The 14,793-nt window shown below is 60.3% G+C and carries 16 protein-coding genes; 3 read left to right on the forward strand and 13 right to left on the reverse strand.

Annotated features, from left to right (window positions below; translation table 11 throughout):
• Window positions 1-15: 15 nt before the first annotated feature.
• The 4 genes from PSH69_RS09740 to PSH69_RS09755 are packed head-to-tail and all read right to left on the reverse strand — an operon-like array spanning window position 16 to window position 3,192.
• Window positions 16-1,230 (reverse strand): pyridoxal phosphate-dependent aminotransferase, encoded by a 1,215-nt coding sequence (locus PSH69_RS09740; RefSeq protein ID WP_305411799.1) that lies wholly within the window; start codon window positions 1,228-1,230, stop codon window positions 16-18.
• Complete coding sequence (locus PSH69_RS09745; protein WP_230138943.1) at window positions 1,227-1,865, reverse strand: RraA family protein; 639 nt, start codon at window positions 1,863-1,865, stop codon at window positions 1,227-1,229. Before PSH69_RS09745 ends, PSH69_RS09740 begins: the two co-directional genes overlap by 4 nt.
• Window positions 1,865-2,527 carry an RraA family protein gene (locus PSH69_RS09750; RefSeq protein WP_305411800.1) on the reverse strand — a complete coding sequence of 221 codons (663 nt, stop codon included), beginning with the start codon at window positions 2,525-2,527 and terminating at the stop codon, window positions 1,865-1,867. Before PSH69_RS09750 ends, PSH69_RS09745 begins: the two co-directional genes overlap by 1 nt.
• Complete coding sequence (locus PSH69_RS09755; RefSeq protein ID WP_305411801.1) at window positions 2,527-3,192, reverse strand: RraA family protein; 666 nt, start codon at window positions 3,190-3,192, stop codon at window positions 2,527-2,529. The genes PSH69_RS09750 and PSH69_RS09755 overlap by 1 nt, the downstream gene beginning before the upstream one ends.
• Window positions 3,193-3,297: 105 nt before the next feature.
• Here PSH69_RS09755 and PSH69_RS09760 point away from each other — a divergent pair, with 105 nt between their 5' ends.
• Complete coding sequence (locus PSH69_RS09760; RefSeq protein ID WP_305411802.1) at window positions 3,298-4,191, forward strand: LysR family transcriptional regulator; 894 nt, start codon at window positions 3,298-3,300, stop codon at window positions 4,189-4,191.
• A 161-nt stretch (window positions 4,192-4,352) separates the two neighbouring features.
• A complete protein-coding gene (locus tag PSH69_RS09765) occupies window positions 4,353-5,168 on the forward strand; it encodes an alpha/beta fold hydrolase (protein WP_305411803.1) in 816 nt (271 codons plus the stop codon).
• Window positions 5,169-5,243: 75 nt separating this feature from the next.
• Here the strand turns inward: PSH69_RS09765 and PSH69_RS09770 are convergent, their stop codons facing one another.
• Window positions 5,244-6,620 carry an MFS family transporter gene (locus PSH69_RS09770; RefSeq protein WP_305411804.1) on the reverse strand — a complete coding sequence of 459 codons (1,377 nt, stop codon included), beginning with the start codon at window positions 6,618-6,620 and terminating at the stop codon, window positions 5,244-5,246.
• A gap of 497 nt (window positions 6,621-7,117) precedes the next feature.
• On the opposite strand from PSH69_RS09770, the gene PSH69_RS09775 reads away from it, so the two are divergent.
• Complete coding sequence (locus tag PSH69_RS09775) at window positions 7,118-8,059, forward strand: LysR substrate-binding domain-containing protein (protein ID WP_305411805.1); 942 nt, start codon at window positions 7,118-7,120, stop codon at window positions 8,057-8,059.
• Between the two features lie 21 nt (window positions 8,060-8,080).
• Here the strand turns inward: PSH69_RS09775 and PSH69_RS09780 are convergent, their stop codons facing one another.
• The 8 genes from PSH69_RS09780 to PSH69_RS09815 all read right to left on the reverse strand — a co-directional run bounded on the left by PSH69_RS09780 (window position 8,081) and on the right by PSH69_RS09815 (window position 14,647).
• Complete coding sequence (locus PSH69_RS09780) at window positions 8,081-8,989, reverse strand: MurR/RpiR family transcriptional regulator (RefSeq protein ID WP_305411806.1); 909 nt, start codon at window positions 8,987-8,989, stop codon at window positions 8,081-8,083.
• A 119-nt stretch (window positions 8,990-9,108) separates the two neighbouring features.
• Window positions 9,109-9,873, reverse strand: coding sequence for an ABC transporter ATP-binding protein (locus PSH69_RS09785; RefSeq protein ID WP_018928329.1), 765 nt, complete (start codon window positions 9,871-9,873; stop codon window positions 9,109-9,111).
• An 18-nt stretch (window positions 9,874-9,891) separates the two neighbouring features.
• Entirely contained in the window at window positions 9,892-11,004 is a 1,113-nt protein-coding gene (locus PSH69_RS09790; protein ID WP_305411807.1) for a succinylglutamate desuccinylase/aspartoacylase family protein, read from the reverse strand.
• Window positions 11,005-11,013: 9 nt separating this feature from the next.
• A complete protein-coding gene (locus PSH69_RS09795; RefSeq protein WP_138867100.1) occupies window positions 11,014-11,712 on the reverse strand; it encodes an ABC transporter permease in 699 nt (232 codons plus the stop codon).
• Between the two features lie 14 nt (window positions 11,713-11,726).
• A complete protein-coding gene (locus PSH69_RS09800) occupies window positions 11,727-12,416 on the reverse strand; it encodes an ABC transporter permease (RefSeq protein WP_305411808.1) in 690 nt (229 codons plus the stop codon).
• Window positions 12,417-12,507: 91 nt separating this feature from the next.
• Window positions 12,508-13,284, reverse strand: coding sequence for an ABC transporter substrate-binding protein (locus PSH69_RS09805; protein WP_305411809.1), 777 nt, complete (start codon window positions 13,282-13,284; stop codon window positions 12,508-12,510).
• Window positions 13,285-13,548: 264 nt separating this feature from the next.
• Window positions 13,549-14,010 carry a MarR family winged helix-turn-helix transcriptional regulator gene (locus PSH69_RS09810; RefSeq protein WP_018928325.1) on the reverse strand — a complete coding sequence of 154 codons (462 nt, stop codon included), beginning with the start codon at window positions 14,008-14,010 and terminating at the stop codon, window positions 13,549-13,551.
• A 184-nt stretch (window positions 14,011-14,194) separates the two neighbouring features.
• Entirely contained in the window at window positions 14,195-14,647 is a 453-nt protein-coding gene (locus PSH69_RS09815) for an Ohr family peroxiredoxin (RefSeq protein WP_305411811.1), read from the reverse strand.
• Window positions 14,648-14,793 lie beyond the last annotated feature (146 nt).

The following is a 14,793-nucleotide window of genomic DNA, read 5'->3' on the forward strand; positions in this document are numbered from 1 at the left end:
TGTTCCATATTCGACTTAACGCAGAGCAGTACAGAACGCGCGTATCGCCTCGCAAGCCTGGCGCAATGAAGCGTCATCCAGGGCATAGGCAATGCGAATGTAAGGGCCGAGGCCAAAGGCGCTGCCATGCACCACCGCCACATCCGCTTCGTCGAGCAAGGCATGTGCGACATCTTCATCGCTGTGCAGCACTCGGCCACCCGGTGAGGTACGGCCGATCAAGCCGGCACAGGAGGCGAACGCGTAAAACGCTCCTGCTGGGCTGATGCATTCAAGACCTGGCGTATCGTTCAGCAGCGCCACCATCAAATCGCGACGACTCTGGAACACTGCACGGCTTTCGCGAATGAAATCTTTCGGCCCTTCCAGCGCGGCGAGTGCGGCTTGTTGCGAGACAGAACTCGCACCAGAGGTTTGCTGGCCCTGGAGTTTTTCCATGGCCTCCAGCAACCAGCGCGGCCCGGTGGCAAAACCGATGCGCCAGCCGGTCATGGCGTAGGCCTTGGAGACACCGTTCATGGTCAGGGTTCGTGCTGCCAGCCGTGGTTCAACCTGGGCCAGGGTATGGAACGTTTGATCGTCGAAGATCAGGTGCTCATAGATGTCATCGGCCAGGATCAGTACGTGGGGATGATCCAGCAACACCGCCGCCAGTGCGCGAAGCTCAGCTTCGCTGTACACCGCGCCGGTGGGATTGGACGGTGAATTGAGGATCAACCAGCGGGTCTGCGGGGTGATCGCGGCGGCCAGCGCCGAGGGCGTCAGCTTGAAACCGGTGTCGGCGTCGCAGGTGACGATCCGCGCTTCACCGCCGCACAGTTGCACCATCTCCGGGTAGCTGACCCAGTACGGCGCCGGCACGATAACCTGGTCGCCCTCGTTGAGGGTCGCGGCCAGGGCGTTGTAGATCACCTGCTTGCCCCCGTTGCAGACGAGGGTGTCTTGCCAGATGACGTCCAGGCCATTCTCGCGGCGGAACTTGGCGGCCACCGCTTCTCGCAGTGAACGGACCCCGGCGACCTGGGTGTAGCGGGTATGGCCGTGTTCAATGGCATTAATGGCCGCTTCGCGCACATGCCTGGGGGTATCGAAGTCGGGCTCGCCAGCGCACAGCGAAATGATCTTCGCGCCTTGTGCCCGGCGTTCCGCCACCCGGTCCATGATCCGGTAGGTCGCGGAAGGTTGCGCGCTGGCCAGGCGCTGGTTCAGTCGTTGGATATCAACGCTCATGCGCGGGTTCTCCACTCGGTCAGGTTCATCAGTTCCAGGGTCGAGCGGCCTTCGGTCAGCGCCTGCATCATCTGCGTTTCTTTGTTCGCGCGCGCCTCGCCTTCGGCCAGGGTACGTGCCGCATCCGCCTTGGGGATGATGATCACACCGTCATCGTCGGCCACCACCAGATCACCCTGAGCCACCAAGGCGCCGTTGAAATTGAACGGTTGCCCCACCGAAGGGGCGCTGGCCTTGACCGTGCCTTTGACCGAGATGCCACGGGCAAATACCGGGAACTGGCGTTTCTTCAGGGCCGCGATATCGCGCACGCCGCCATCGATCACCAGACCGACCACGCCAGCCGCTTCGGCCGCCACGGTGAGCACTTCGCCCCAGTAACCGGCGATGAAACCACCCGTGCCCACGATCAGTACGCTGCCACGGGGCACTCGCTCCATCGCCAGGTGCAGGGCCAGGTTGTCGCCCGGCGAACATTCCAGCGGGTAGGCGGGCGCGGCGATGAAGGCGCCGTCCCAGATCGGGCGGATGTCGCTGTCGACCGCGCAGGGCAGATGGGACGCCTCATACAGCGTCGAACTGCCCAACACTTTTGCCCGTGCGTGAAAATCCGCGGGGAAGGGGAGTGTGCTCATCAGGCTTTCCTCTGCAGGCTGTGGTAACCCAGGGCGGCCCGGGCTTCTTTAAGGGTTTTGCCCTGAGCGATCAGGGCGCGAATGTCGGCTTCGACCGATTCGATCTGACGGGCACACGCCGCCACTTCCGCCGCACGGGCGCGGGGCACGATCACCACGCCGTTGGCGTCGGCGACCACGATGTCTCGGGGGCAGACCCGCGCCGTGCCGATCGACACTGGCTGGTTGACCGACTGCACCTGTACGCGGTCCTTGCCGGTGCGCATGAAACGGCCCTTGCTGAAGATCGGATAGCCGTCGCCCAGTGCCTTGTTCACGTCACGGCAAACACCGTCGATGACGGTAGCGGCGATCTGTCGGGTGCCGGCGTACTGGGTCATGATGTCGCCCCAGACGGTGCAGTCGGTGCGGCCGCCGTTGTCGATGACCACCACGTCGCCGGGCGCGACGTCTTCGATGAAATCGCCCACCGTGCCCGGCGGAACACTGGCCGAGACGTACTGCACGGTGAACGCCGGTCCGACGACGACCTTGTTGTAGTTGTCCAGTGGCGCCACACCGAGGCATTGGCCGGGCAGGCCGAGTTTGTCCAGGGCATCGGAGACGCCCGGGGTGTCCAGGCCTTCAAACAGGGCGACCAGTTCTTTGTCTTCGATATTCATCAGGCGTGCTCCACGTGGATCGCTTCGAATTGGGTGTCATGCATCACTTCGGCTACCGAGCGGCCGCTGCGGACCGCCTCGACCATGCCGTCCTGGCGGCGGGCGATGCGCTCGCCGAGGTCGATCACTTTCTCGATATGGGTTGAGGGCACGAACACCGTGCCGCAGGTGTCGGCGATGACATAGTCGTTCTCGCTGACATCGACGCCGGCGACGTTGATCGTCACGCCAGCGTCGATCTGCACCACCCGATTGCGCGCGCTGATCATGGTCACGCCACGGCCGTAAACCGGGTAACCGATGACTTCGCTACCGTCGATGTCGCGACTGAAACCGTCGATCACCGTGCCGCGCACTTTCTTGCCGGCCGCTGCATTGGCGAGGATGTCGCCCCAGCAGGAAATGCCTTCGATACCACCGGCGATCACCAGCACGCGATCGTCGCTGTCGATCTGTTCAACCACCGGGGTAATCAGGTGCACTGTGGGCGCACTGTCGGATTTCGCGGCCAGCAGCACCGTGCTGGCGCGGCCGACAATCCTTGGGCAGTTCCACAACGGGCGCAGCCCAACGGTGGCACCCGGCAGGCCGAGGAAGTCGAGCGCATCGGAAACCGTGTTGGTATCCAGCGCCGCCAAGCGATCCAGCAAACTTTTATTGATCATGGGAAAGCCCCTGTGGTGACGGAGGCGCCCAGTGTCAGTGAGACAATTTGATAGGTATATTACTAATCACAGATACGTTAGATACGTTAAACCTATGGATTAGCCATGATCAATTTTCGTCTGATTCGTCACCTCTGGTTGTTCCTCGCTGTTGCCGAAGAACAGAATTTCGGCCGCGCGGCCAAGCGCCTGGGCATGTCCCAGCCACCGCTGAGCGAGCAGATCCAGGTGTTGGAGCAGGCGCTCAAGGTCAAGCTGTTCGACCGTTCGCGACGCGGGGCGAAACTGACCCCTGTTGGCGCCGCGATCCTGCCGGCGGTGCGCAAGTTCGCCGACCAACTGGAGCGTCTGGAACTCGCCGTGGAGGAGGCGGTGGCGGGGCAGTCGGGGATGTTGACCATTGGTGCGATTTCCACGGCCATGTTCGATGTGTTGCCGGGGCTGATCGAGCAGTTGAAGAACGATTACCCGCACCTCACCGTGTCCGTGCGCGAGATTGACAGCGTTGAAGCCGTCCCGGCGCTGGAGGCCGGTGACATCGATTTGGCCTTCGCCCGGCTGGATGGTGATCTTGGCGCTTCGATCCATTCACTGCCGCTGCTGGAGGATCGCCTGGTGGTGGCGCTGCCCAGTGATCACCCGTTGGCTTCGCGCACGCGAATCAGTCTGTCCCGTCTGTCCAACGAGCCGTTGGTAATGTTTTCCCGCAAGGTCAGCCCGGTGTACTTCGACAATCTGATCGCAACCTGCCGGGCCAGCGGGTTTTCCCCTAGGGTGCTGCATGAAGTGCGTTCCGTCGCTTCGCAAATTGCCTTTGTCAGCTATGGCCAAGGCATCGCACTGGTGCCGGCGTCACTGAAAAAACTGGCGCCGGACAACGTTGTGTTTCGAGCGCTGAGCCAGAAGCTCAATGTCGTGACCACCGCAGTGGCCTGGAATGCCGATCGGCCCAATCCGGTGGTGGAGGACGTCGTTGCCCGGTTCCGGGCCAAGGCGTGAGTTGGCCCAGGGACTGTGTGTGAACACCGATTGATAGGATTGGCCTATGAAAGCCTTCCTCAATCAGGAATTTACAGAACACTCGATTCCCTTGAAATTGCGAGCCTGGCCGCCGGCAACCCAGGCTCGGCGCAACCTTTTCGCTCTAGGAGTCCAACATCGTGCCCTCACCAGAAACGTTCACTCACGTGCAACTCCCTCTGACGGTGGAGGGTGTCCAGCTGAACGTGGCCGCCATCCATCGCGACGGCCACCTGGCGCCGATTGTGTTCCTGCATGGGTTTGGTTCGACCAAGGAGGACTACGCCGATATCGTGCAACAGCCCGCGTTTGTCGGTCACCCTTTCATCGCTTACGACGCACCGGGTTGCGGTGAAAGCCAGTGCAGTGACCTTTCCAGGATTTCCATTCCCTTTCTGCTGCAGACGGCGCTGCAAGTGCTGGCGCATTTCGGTATCGAGCGCTTCCATCTGGTCGGCCACTCAATGGGCGGGCTGACCGCGCTGATGCTGGCCCATCAGTTCCCGGATCGGCTGCTCAGCTTTGTCGATATCGAGGGCAATATCGCCCCGGAAGACTGCTTCCTCAGCCGGCAGATAGTCGATTATCCGAGCGACGATCCCGAGGCGTTTTTCGCCGCCTTCATCGAACGTGCCCGGCACGCTCCGGCCTATGCCAGCGCGCTGTATTCCGCGAGCTTGCGGCACAAGGTGCGTGCCGGTGCGGTGCGAGGGATTTTCCAGTCAATGGTCGACCTCTCCGATAACGCCGACCTGATGGGCAAATTCCTCGGCTTGAAATGCCCACGTATGTTCATGTACGGCGAACAGAACGCGTCATTGTCCTACTTGCCACATATCCAGGCTGAAGGTGTGCGGCTGGCGCCCATTCCGGAGTGCGGGCATTTCCCGATGTATTCCAACCCGATCGCGATGTGGCAACAGATCGCCGATTTTCAGGCGAGCACTGCGCGATAACAAAAGAGGGCGCAGAACCTGTGGGAGCGTGCGATGCGGCGATCCCACAGGATCTTCGTTGCTCAAATTTCTTTGTCAGACCCTGGCAGCGCTCGGTTTTGAGTAACCCTTGAGTCCGGTGCGCTCTTCGATCTCACCCGAGCCGCTGATGTACCCGTAGCGAGACAGGTTGGGCATCAGCATCGCGGCGATGAAGGTGATGGTGACTACCACGGCGACATAGAAGAAAAAATACTCCTCGATCCCCTGGGATCGCAGCGACAAGGCGACGTACTCGGCAGTGCCGCCGAATGCCGCATTGCCGACGGCATACGGAAAGCCCACGCCCAACGCGCGCACGGCAGGCGGAAACAGTTCGGCTTTGACGATCCCGGCGATCGGGGTGTAGAGCGATGCAATCGCCAGCCCGCCAAACACCAGCAGAAATGCCGTAAACGGGCTGCTGACCGACTGCAATGAATAGAGCAGGGGGATCACCAGCAACATGGCCAACCCGGAAAACATCAGCATGTGCGCCTTGATACCGATACGGTCGGCGAGCAAACCAAAGAGCGGCTGGCAGAACATGAAGCCAACCAGGGCGGCCGTCATGATTAAGCTCACCGTTTCCGGGCTGAAGCCTGCGGAGATCACCAGGAATTTCTGCATGTAGGTGGTGAAGGTGTAGAAGTACAGCGAACCACCGATGGTGAACGCCACTACCAGGGCGACCGCCCGTTTGTGTTTGAACATGCCGCGCAGAGAGCCGGCATCTTTGCGGTTCATATCTTTTTTAGTGGCGGTTTCATGCATGGCACGCCGCAGATACACCACCACGATCGAGCTCACGGCACCGATGAAGAATGGAATCCTCCAGCCCCATTCGCGCAACTCTTCGCCGGTCAGGGTTTGCTGGAGAATGACCACGGTCATCAAGGCCAACAGCTGCCCGGCAATGATGGTGAAGTACTGAAACGATCCATAGAAACAGCGACGACCCGGTGTCGCGATTTCGCTGATGTAGGTGGCGCCGGTGCCGTACTCCGCGCCGACGGACAGGCCCTGAATCAGCCTGGCCACCACGAGCAGAATCGGTGCCGCGACCCCTATGGTTGCGTAGGTGGGCATGACGGCGATCAGCAGCGAGCCGGCGCACATCATGAACACCGAGATAATCATCGACACCTTGCGGCCACGAGTGTCGGCAATCCAGCCGAATATCCAGCCGCCGAGCGGGCGCATGAAAAAGCCGACGGCGAAGACGCCCGCGGTCGCCAATAGCTGGCTGGTGGTGTCCCCCTTGGGGAAAAACGAAGCGGCAAAATAGATGGCGGTATAGGCGTAAATGAAAAAGTCGTACCACTCCACCAGATTGCCCGAGCAGGCACCCATGATGGCTTTGACGCGGTTCGGCGCTCTCATCGGAGCGGCTTCGGCAGCGTGGTCTTTGGCGTCTGTGATTGATGCGGACATGCGGTTCACCCTTTCTTCAAGGCGAGGCGATACGAGGAGCACGCTGATGCGTGTCCGACGTGACTGGCTCGATGGGTTGTCGGGTTTAACGAAGAGGCGTGAACCCGTTCGTGGCCGGGTTTACTGAAGAGAAAGGGGAGGGAGGATGCACGAGCATGGCGAGTTGTACGTGGCCCGGGGAAACCGGGCAGGTCAGGTAAGACGAAGCATTGAACATCATGGCGCGAGCCCTCGAATCTTATTCTTGTAGTGAGCCGGGCGCTCTTTGGCGCCGACGTTGATTGCACGCTACCGCAGAGTCAGGAGGCTAATAAGCCGTCAGGCAGGCCTAACTGATATACCTGAATTCTATAGCTTGGCGTGCAGCCCCGGCGCGCTGGGGGATACAGCCGACTCGCCAGTCTTGAGGCCTCGCGATACACGGTTGGCGGGGCATTCCAAGGTGCGCAAATGCGATTACACTCACAGCACTTTCGACGCATATCGCGCCGAGCCCGATGCTGACTGGCCTGGTAATGGATGTCGTTCAACTCAAGACCCTGATTCATGTGGCCGAGCTGGGCAGTCTCAGCAAGGCCTCGGATCGTCTTCACATCGCGCAGCCGGCCCTGAGCCGGCAAATCCGGTTACTGGAAAAGGAACTCGGCACCTACCTGTTCGACCGACATGGGCGAGGCATGGAAATTACCGAGGCCGGCCGCGAAGTGCTGGCCCATGCCACCCGAATCATGGAAGAGATGGAGTCCATCCGAAGCTCGGTGGTGGGCGGAAAAACCTCTTTCCGTGGAACGGTGGTCATCGGGACAACGCCGACGGTCGCGGAAATCGTCACCGTCCCTCTGGTTCGCAAGATCAAAGAGGCGCATCCGAATCTCGGCATCAGGTTTTCCTCGGCCTTCAGCGGCTACCTGCTGGATTGGGTTCAGCGTGGCGAGTTGGAACTGGCGATTTCCTACGATCCGCAACCCCTGCACACGCTGCGTATCGTGCCGGTGATGATGGAAAACCTGCTGCTGGTCGGCCCTGCCAGCGCCAACCTGCGTCTTGATACGCCGGTGTCGTTCGCGTCGCTGGCCGAGCAACAGTTGGTATTGCCCAGCGCCCGACATGGCCTTCGGGTGATTTTGGATAATTGTGCGCGTGAAGTCGGGATCAAGCTCAAGACCAGCGTTGAAGCCGATTCCTTCGGCGCGATGATCGACCTGGTCCGCAATGGCTTCGGTTTGACCGCTTTGCCGTTGGCCTCGATTTACGCGCAAATCGAAGCGGGCGTGCTCAGTGCGGCACCGTTGGTCGACCCCGCTCCCATGCGTAAATTGGTCCTGGTCTTTCCCGCGGACAGGCGTGTCAGCCCGGCTGCCAAATTCGTCGGAGATGCCTTTATCGAAATCGCAGCCGACCTGGTCAATCGCAAGATCTGGGCTGGGCACTTGCTCTGAGCAATCCCTGCGACACCGATATCACTTCTTCGACGATTTGCTGCTGGCGGGGATGTGCAAGTAAGACATCACGCTCTCGGTCAGCTCGGTCGCCAGCTTGACCGCTTCTTTATTGCGCGTCATCACACCCGCCACCAAACCTTCGATCAAGGCGAGCACGGCGATGTTGGAGCTGGTCATTACCGGATGGTCGGCGGGGGCAAACAGCACGTGTTCGGCAATGCTGGTGAGCGGCGATGCGGGTGAGTCGGTGATTGCCAGCACCGAGGCGCCGCGTTCATTGGCGAAGCGGGCGAGTTGCAGGGTGTCGAGGGAATAGCGCGGCAGGGAGATCGCCAGCAACACATCCTGATCGGTGATGGCGGCCAGGCGGTAAGCGGCGTTTTCGTTGCCGCCCTCCATGCTGATGGCGGTGGCGTCTGCACAGAAAGGCATCAGGGTCGAGGCGGCGAGGCCGGCGAAGTAGACGCTGTTGCCAAAGCCCAGGATGTAAATTTTGCGCGCTTCGATCAGGCGGGTGACGAACGCTTCAAAGGTGTCGGCGTGGTTGTTGGTGGCTGCCGTGGCGAGGTTGCTGGTGGCGCTCTGGATTTGCTCATGCAGGCCAAATGCACCGCCAGGACGATGCGCCAGTTCGTTGCGCAGTTTGTCGACCGGCGACACCATCTGCTGCAACGTCGCGACCAGCTCGGCCTTCATGCCGGTGTAGCCACCCAGGTTCAGTGCCTTGGCCAGACGATTGACCGCGGCCGGTGAGGTGGAGGTTTCATGGGCCATTTCTTCGATGGTCAGCGTCGCGGCCCTTAGCGGGTGACGCAGGATAAAATCCGCCACCTTGCGCAGTGAAGGCTGTAGATCGGAAACGATTTCCGCCAGTTTACGCATCACCGGCGCGGCATAGACCGTGGTGTCTTTCGAAGGGGTCGGCATGTCCGGCTCTACAGTTCCTGAAGGGTTGGAGAAGGCTTGGTTCGAGGTTGGCTGGAGTGTATCGCATGCCAAACCTCGTTGTGCATCGCCAAGCCAGGGAGCGGTGAGCGAGCCGGTGGTTATTTCAAGCTGCCGGCCAGAAACTGCCGAAGCCGCTCGGACTGCGGATTGACCAGCACTTCTCGCGGGTTGCCGCGCTCTTCGACCAGGCCCTTGTGCAGGAACACCAGCTGGTTCGAGACCTCGCGGGCAAAGCCCATTTCGTGGGTCACGACCACCATGGTGCGGCCTTCGAGTGCGAGGTCCTGCATGACTTTCAGCACCTCGCCGACCAGCTCGGGGTCGAGGGCTGAGGTCGGTTCATCGAACAGCATCACTTCCGGCTCCATGGCCAGCGCCCGGGCAATCGCTACCCGCTGCTGCTCACCACCCGACATATGCGCCGGCCAGGCGTCCATGCGGTGCGCCACGCCGACTTTGTTCAGGTAATGCTCAGCCTTTTCCCGTGCTTGTTTCTTGTTCATGCCCAGCACATGTACCGGGGCCTCCATGACGTTTTCAAGGGCGCTCATGTGCGACCAGAGGTTGAAGTGCTGAAACACCATCGATAGCCGCGAACGCATGCGTTGTAGCTGTTTGGGCTCGGCAGCCTTGAGCCCGCCGAGTTTGTTGGTCACCAGCTTGAGCGGTTCGCCATTGAGCACGATGTTGCCGGCGTTGGGCTGTTCCAGCAGGTTGATGCACCGCAGGAAGGTGCTTTTGCCGGAGCCGCTGGAGCCGATGATGCTGATCACGTCACCGGCCTTCGCCTCCAGGGACACGCCCTTGAGCACTTCGTGGGTGCCGTAGCTTTTGTGAAGATCCTGAATTTCAAGTTTGTACATGGTTTCAACTCTCTGGAATCAGTCGCTGAGCAAGCGGCCTTGGCGAATAGGGGTACTGCCGGCCACTTTGGCCAGCCACAAACCGGGCTGGGCAAAGCGCAGGCGTTCACGGGCATAGAGGATGCCGTCGGTGCTGGCGCGCACGATGCTGTGGCGATCGGTCAGCGGATCAATCACTTCGAACAGCGGGTCGCCGACCCTGACCCGGGCCCCCAGCGGTTGCAGATAACTCACGACGCCGGGGTGCGGCGCATAGGCGTACTGCGCACCGGCGAAGGGTGTCGCTTCACAACGGTTCGGTGGCGCGTCAGGCCAGTCGCCGCTGATCAGGCCTTGCTCGGCGAGGTAGCCGAGAATAGCTTGCGCGCTCTCGATGCATTGCTCGCGTTCGGTATCGGCCATGCCGCGCAATTCGATCGTGGTGGCCACACACGCCAGCGGAATGTCGGCTTCAGGAAAGCGCTCGGCCAGGTGCAGCCAAGGGATTGCGCAGGCTTCATCGAAGGCGCTGCCTCCCGCCGCCTCGGCCAGCAGGGCAACATCGGCGCCGAGACGGGCGGCCAATGAGCGCAGGCGTGGCCAGTTTTGCGGCATGGCATACAGCAGCATGATCGACTCGAAATCGCAGTGCAGGTCCAGCACCACATCGGCATCACAGGCGTGCTGCATCAACAGGCGCCGCAGGCCATCGAGTTCCGACGTCGGTGGCGGCATATCCGAGAGGGCCGCGCTCATGGCGTGGCGGATCAATGCGATGTTGGTGTCGGCGTCTTTTCCCAGTTGACCTTCCAGTTGCTGCGCCACGGCCTCTGCCAACTCCGGGAAGTCACGATTGAAGTTCTTCCCGCTGGAGAACTCAAAACGGCCTTGATGGGTGGCCTGGAACATCTGGGCGATGCCAATCGGGTTGGCCATCGGCACCAACTCGACGACCCCATTCAGGCGACCTTGTTCTTCCAGCACGCGCAGACGCTGCTTAAGTTCAACCGCCACGCGCATCCCCGGCAACTCGTCGGCATGCAGGGAGGCCTGGATGTAGGCCTTGCGCGGCCCGCTGCCAAAACGAAACAGCGACAGCCGTCGTTCTGTGCCCGAGGCCCCCCACGGCAACAGGTATTCAATGTGCTCCATAACAGCTCCTTAGTGCTTGCGCGGTGCCAGATACGCCAGCCAGTGGCGCTCGGCCAGCTTGAACAGACGAACCAGGATGAAGGTCAGGGCCAGGTAGATAAGGCCGGCGGTGATGAACGCCTCAAATGGCAGATAGAACCGCGAACTGACCGTACGAGCGGCTCCGGTGATGTCGACCAGGGTGACGATCGACGCCAGGCTGGTGGTTTGCAGCATCATCAGCACTTCATTGCTGTATTGCGGCAGTGCCCGGCGCAAGGCCGACGGCAGGAGCACGCGGCGGTACAAGGTAAAGCGCGACATGCCCATGGCCTTGGCGGCTTCGATCTCGCCGTGGGCCGTGGCCTTCAAACTGCCGGCCAGCAGTTCCGCGCTATAGGCGCTGGTATTGATCGCGAAGGCCAGGCAGGCACAAAAGGTTGCGCTGGACAGGTAAGGCCAGAGCACGCTTTGGCGTACCGCTTCGAACTGCGCCAAGCCGTAATAGATCAGGAACAGTTGCACCAGCATCGGGGTGCCGCGAATCACATAGGTGTAGAGCCAGGCGGGGAAGCTGATCAACGGCGATCGGGAGACGCGCATCAGCGCTAAAGGAATCGCCAGCACCAGGCCAACGGCCAGGGAAATCAGCAGGACTTTGAGGGTCAACAAGGCGCCATTGAGGTACAGCGGCAGGTTTTCCCAGATCAGGTTGTAGTCGAGAATCATGGCTGTGCTCCCTGTCACAGTTCGGCGGCTTTGACGCCGACCGAGTAGTGGTTTTCCAGATAGCGCAGCACCAGCAACGACACGCTGGTCAGCAGCAAGTAGAGCGCGGCCACCGCGAGGAAAAACGTGAACGGCTCATGGGTGGCGTCCGCTGCGTTTTTGGCTTTGAACATCATGTCCTGCAACCCGATCACCGAGATCAGCGCGGTGGATTTGGTCAGCACCAACCAGTTGTTGGTGAACCCCGGAATGGCGAAACGAATCATCTGCGGCACCAGAATCCGCCAGAACACCTGAGCGCCCCTCATGCCATAAGCCACACCGGCCTCGCCCTGGCCTTTGGGGATCGCCATAAAGGCGCCGCGAAAGGTTTCCGAGAGATAGGCACCGAAAATGAAGCCCATGGTGCAGACGCCGGCGATAAAGGGGTTGATGTCGATGTAGCGGGTGTAACCGAGCGCGAGGGCAATGCGGTTCACCAGATCCTGGCCGCCGTAGAAAATCAGCAGGATCAACACCAGGTCGGGAATACCGCGAATCAGGGTGGTATAGCCTTCGCCCAGCACCGCCAGCCATTTGAATGGTGACAGACGAAAGGCGGCGCCGATCAGACCCAGGGCAATCGCCATGGTCATGGAAGTCAGGGCCAGATGAATGGTCAGCCAGGCGCCATCGAGAATGCTCGATCCGTAGCCGTGAAGCATGATGAAGTTCCTCAAGCGAGCGCCGGGAGGCGCGCGAGACAAGCCAGAAGTGGCACCCGCAAACGCCGGCGCCAGGGTTTCGGGTAACGGCTTATTCGCCGTAGATATCGAAGGCGAAGTACTTGGCCATCACTTGCTGGTACTTGCCATTGGCGCGGATGGCGTCAATCGCTGCGCCCAGGCGTGCAACGTTCGCACTGCCGCCTTTACGCACCGCGATCCCGGCGCCTCTGCCGAAGTATTTCGGGTCGTTGATGTCCGGCCCAACCAGAGCGAAACCTTTACCTATGGGGGTTTTGATGAAGCTCTCATCGGTGTTGACGATGTCGGCGAGGGTGGCGTCCAGGCGACCTGATGCCAGATCGAGGAAGGCTTCATTTTGTGAGCCGTAGCGGACCACTTCGACGCCGGCTTGCGCCAGTTGCTCAGTGGCGAAACGGTCGTAGGTCGAGGCGCGTTGCACGCCGACTTTCTTGCCTTTGAGATCGACCAGCGGGTCGTTGATCACACTGCCGGTCTTCATCGCGAACTTGCCCGGCGTGTGGTAGTACTTTTTGCTGAAGTCGACCGACTTCATCCGGTCTTCAGTGATCGACATCGACGACAGCACAGCGTCGATCTTGCGCACTTTGAGCGACGGGATCATGCCGTCGAATTCCTGGATGACCCACTCGCATTTAACCTTCATCTCTGCGCACAGCGCGTTGCCGATGTCGTAATCGAAACCACTGACATTGCCCTCCGGCGTCTTGAAGGAGAAGGGCGGGTAGGCGGCTTCGATGCCGATACGCAGGCTGTCCTCGTCGGCGTGCGCCAGCAAGCTTGCGACGCACAGTGCCAGAGCACCTAGAAGTTCTGTCTTGTTCATATTGTTGACTCCTTGGATGGGGCGTTGGTGATACGGGGCTGCCGTCCGGTCTGGCAAGGTGGACTGTCCTGATGATTTGCGAGGCTATAAATGACATAAAATATTTCACAAATCAACTGTGTGAAAATAAACATATCAAAACGGGGCGACAAGCGGAGTACTCATGGGCAGTAACCGCAGCCCTGCCAGCGAGCCTTTGAATAAAAAACGGGCGCCGATCAGGGCGCCCGTTTTTTCATTCCGGTATCAAGGTATTTGTTTTGCTCATCCCTCGGCTTTCGTCGATTTGATGAGGTTGTTGCGCAGTTTCACGATCGCGTTCTGCAACTGTGTGAACTCGTCCGGTTCCAGACCCGTTGCGTGGGAAAGGCCCGTTTCGGGGCGGTCTTCGCGTAGCTGTCGACCACTTTTCGTCAGGCTGATCCGCACCTGCCGCTCGTCCTCGGGATCACGTTGCCTTTGCAGGTAGCCCATCGCTTCCAGTTTCTTCAGGATCGGTGTGAGCGTGTTCGATTCGAGAAACAGCTTCTCGCCCAGGCTGCCCACGGTTTGGTGGTCTTCCTCCCATAGCGCAACGATGGTGATGTATTGCGTATAGGTGAGCCCCAAGTGCTCGAGTATCGGCTTGTAGGCCTTGCCGAAGGCCAGGTTCGTGGAATAGACCGCAAAACACAGGAAGTCGGAGAGCTTCAGATCAGCGGGGACGGTCTTGTCAGTGCGTTTCATGTGCTTCCTCGTTGGCCAAAGTAGAAGGCTCGCAAAGGCAAAATATACCTCGTATACGATTGTGTCGGAACAGCTCTGATTTGTTGACGGTGGCCGGTCTGACAGCAACGTCTGACCGGCCGCACGTATGGGTTTGTGATTCGCATGCGCTTAAAGCGCATGCGATGTATTTGAGGGGGAAATGCTAAGCCGTGAGAACGTTCAGGGCCACGTCGATATTGCCGCGCGTCGCCTTCGAGTACGGGCAAATTTGATCCGCGGTGTGCGCCAGTGTCGTCGCAACGTCGTGCGCCAGACCTGGCACGCGGAGCGTCAATCGAGCCTGAAGGAAGTAGGCCGCGCCGGTCTGGCCCAGATCGACTTCGATGTCGACCGACAAATCAGACGGCAGCACCACGTTCATGTCATTGGCCACCAGCCCGACAGCGGCGGTGTAGCAGGCCGACCATGCACCGGCGAACAATTGCTCGGCGGTCGGGTGTGGCTGAGCAGCGGCGAACACGTGCGCCGGTTTCGCGCTTCCAGGCGACGACAGCGTGATGTCGAGGCTGCCGTTATGACCACGCGACGTGTTGCCAGCGGCGCTAGCGGTGGTGTGAGTTTTGCCGGTCATCAGGACTTTTTCGATCTTGCTCATGGGGTGGATCCTCAGTGTTTCGAATGATGTAATTTGTATGTCGCATACGTTTGTATCGCATGCGATATAATAATAATTGCGCAGGCACCCATCGCTGTCAATCAGTCGGGTTGCGCCGCCCGACGAGTGGCCGGGCAATACGCCGT

Origin of the sequence: Pseudomonas sp. FP1740, from assembly GCF_030687165.1 — a bacterium.
In the GTDB taxonomy this organism is placed as follows: Bacteria; Pseudomonadota; Gammaproteobacteria; order Pseudomonadales; family Pseudomonadaceae; genus Aquipseudomonas.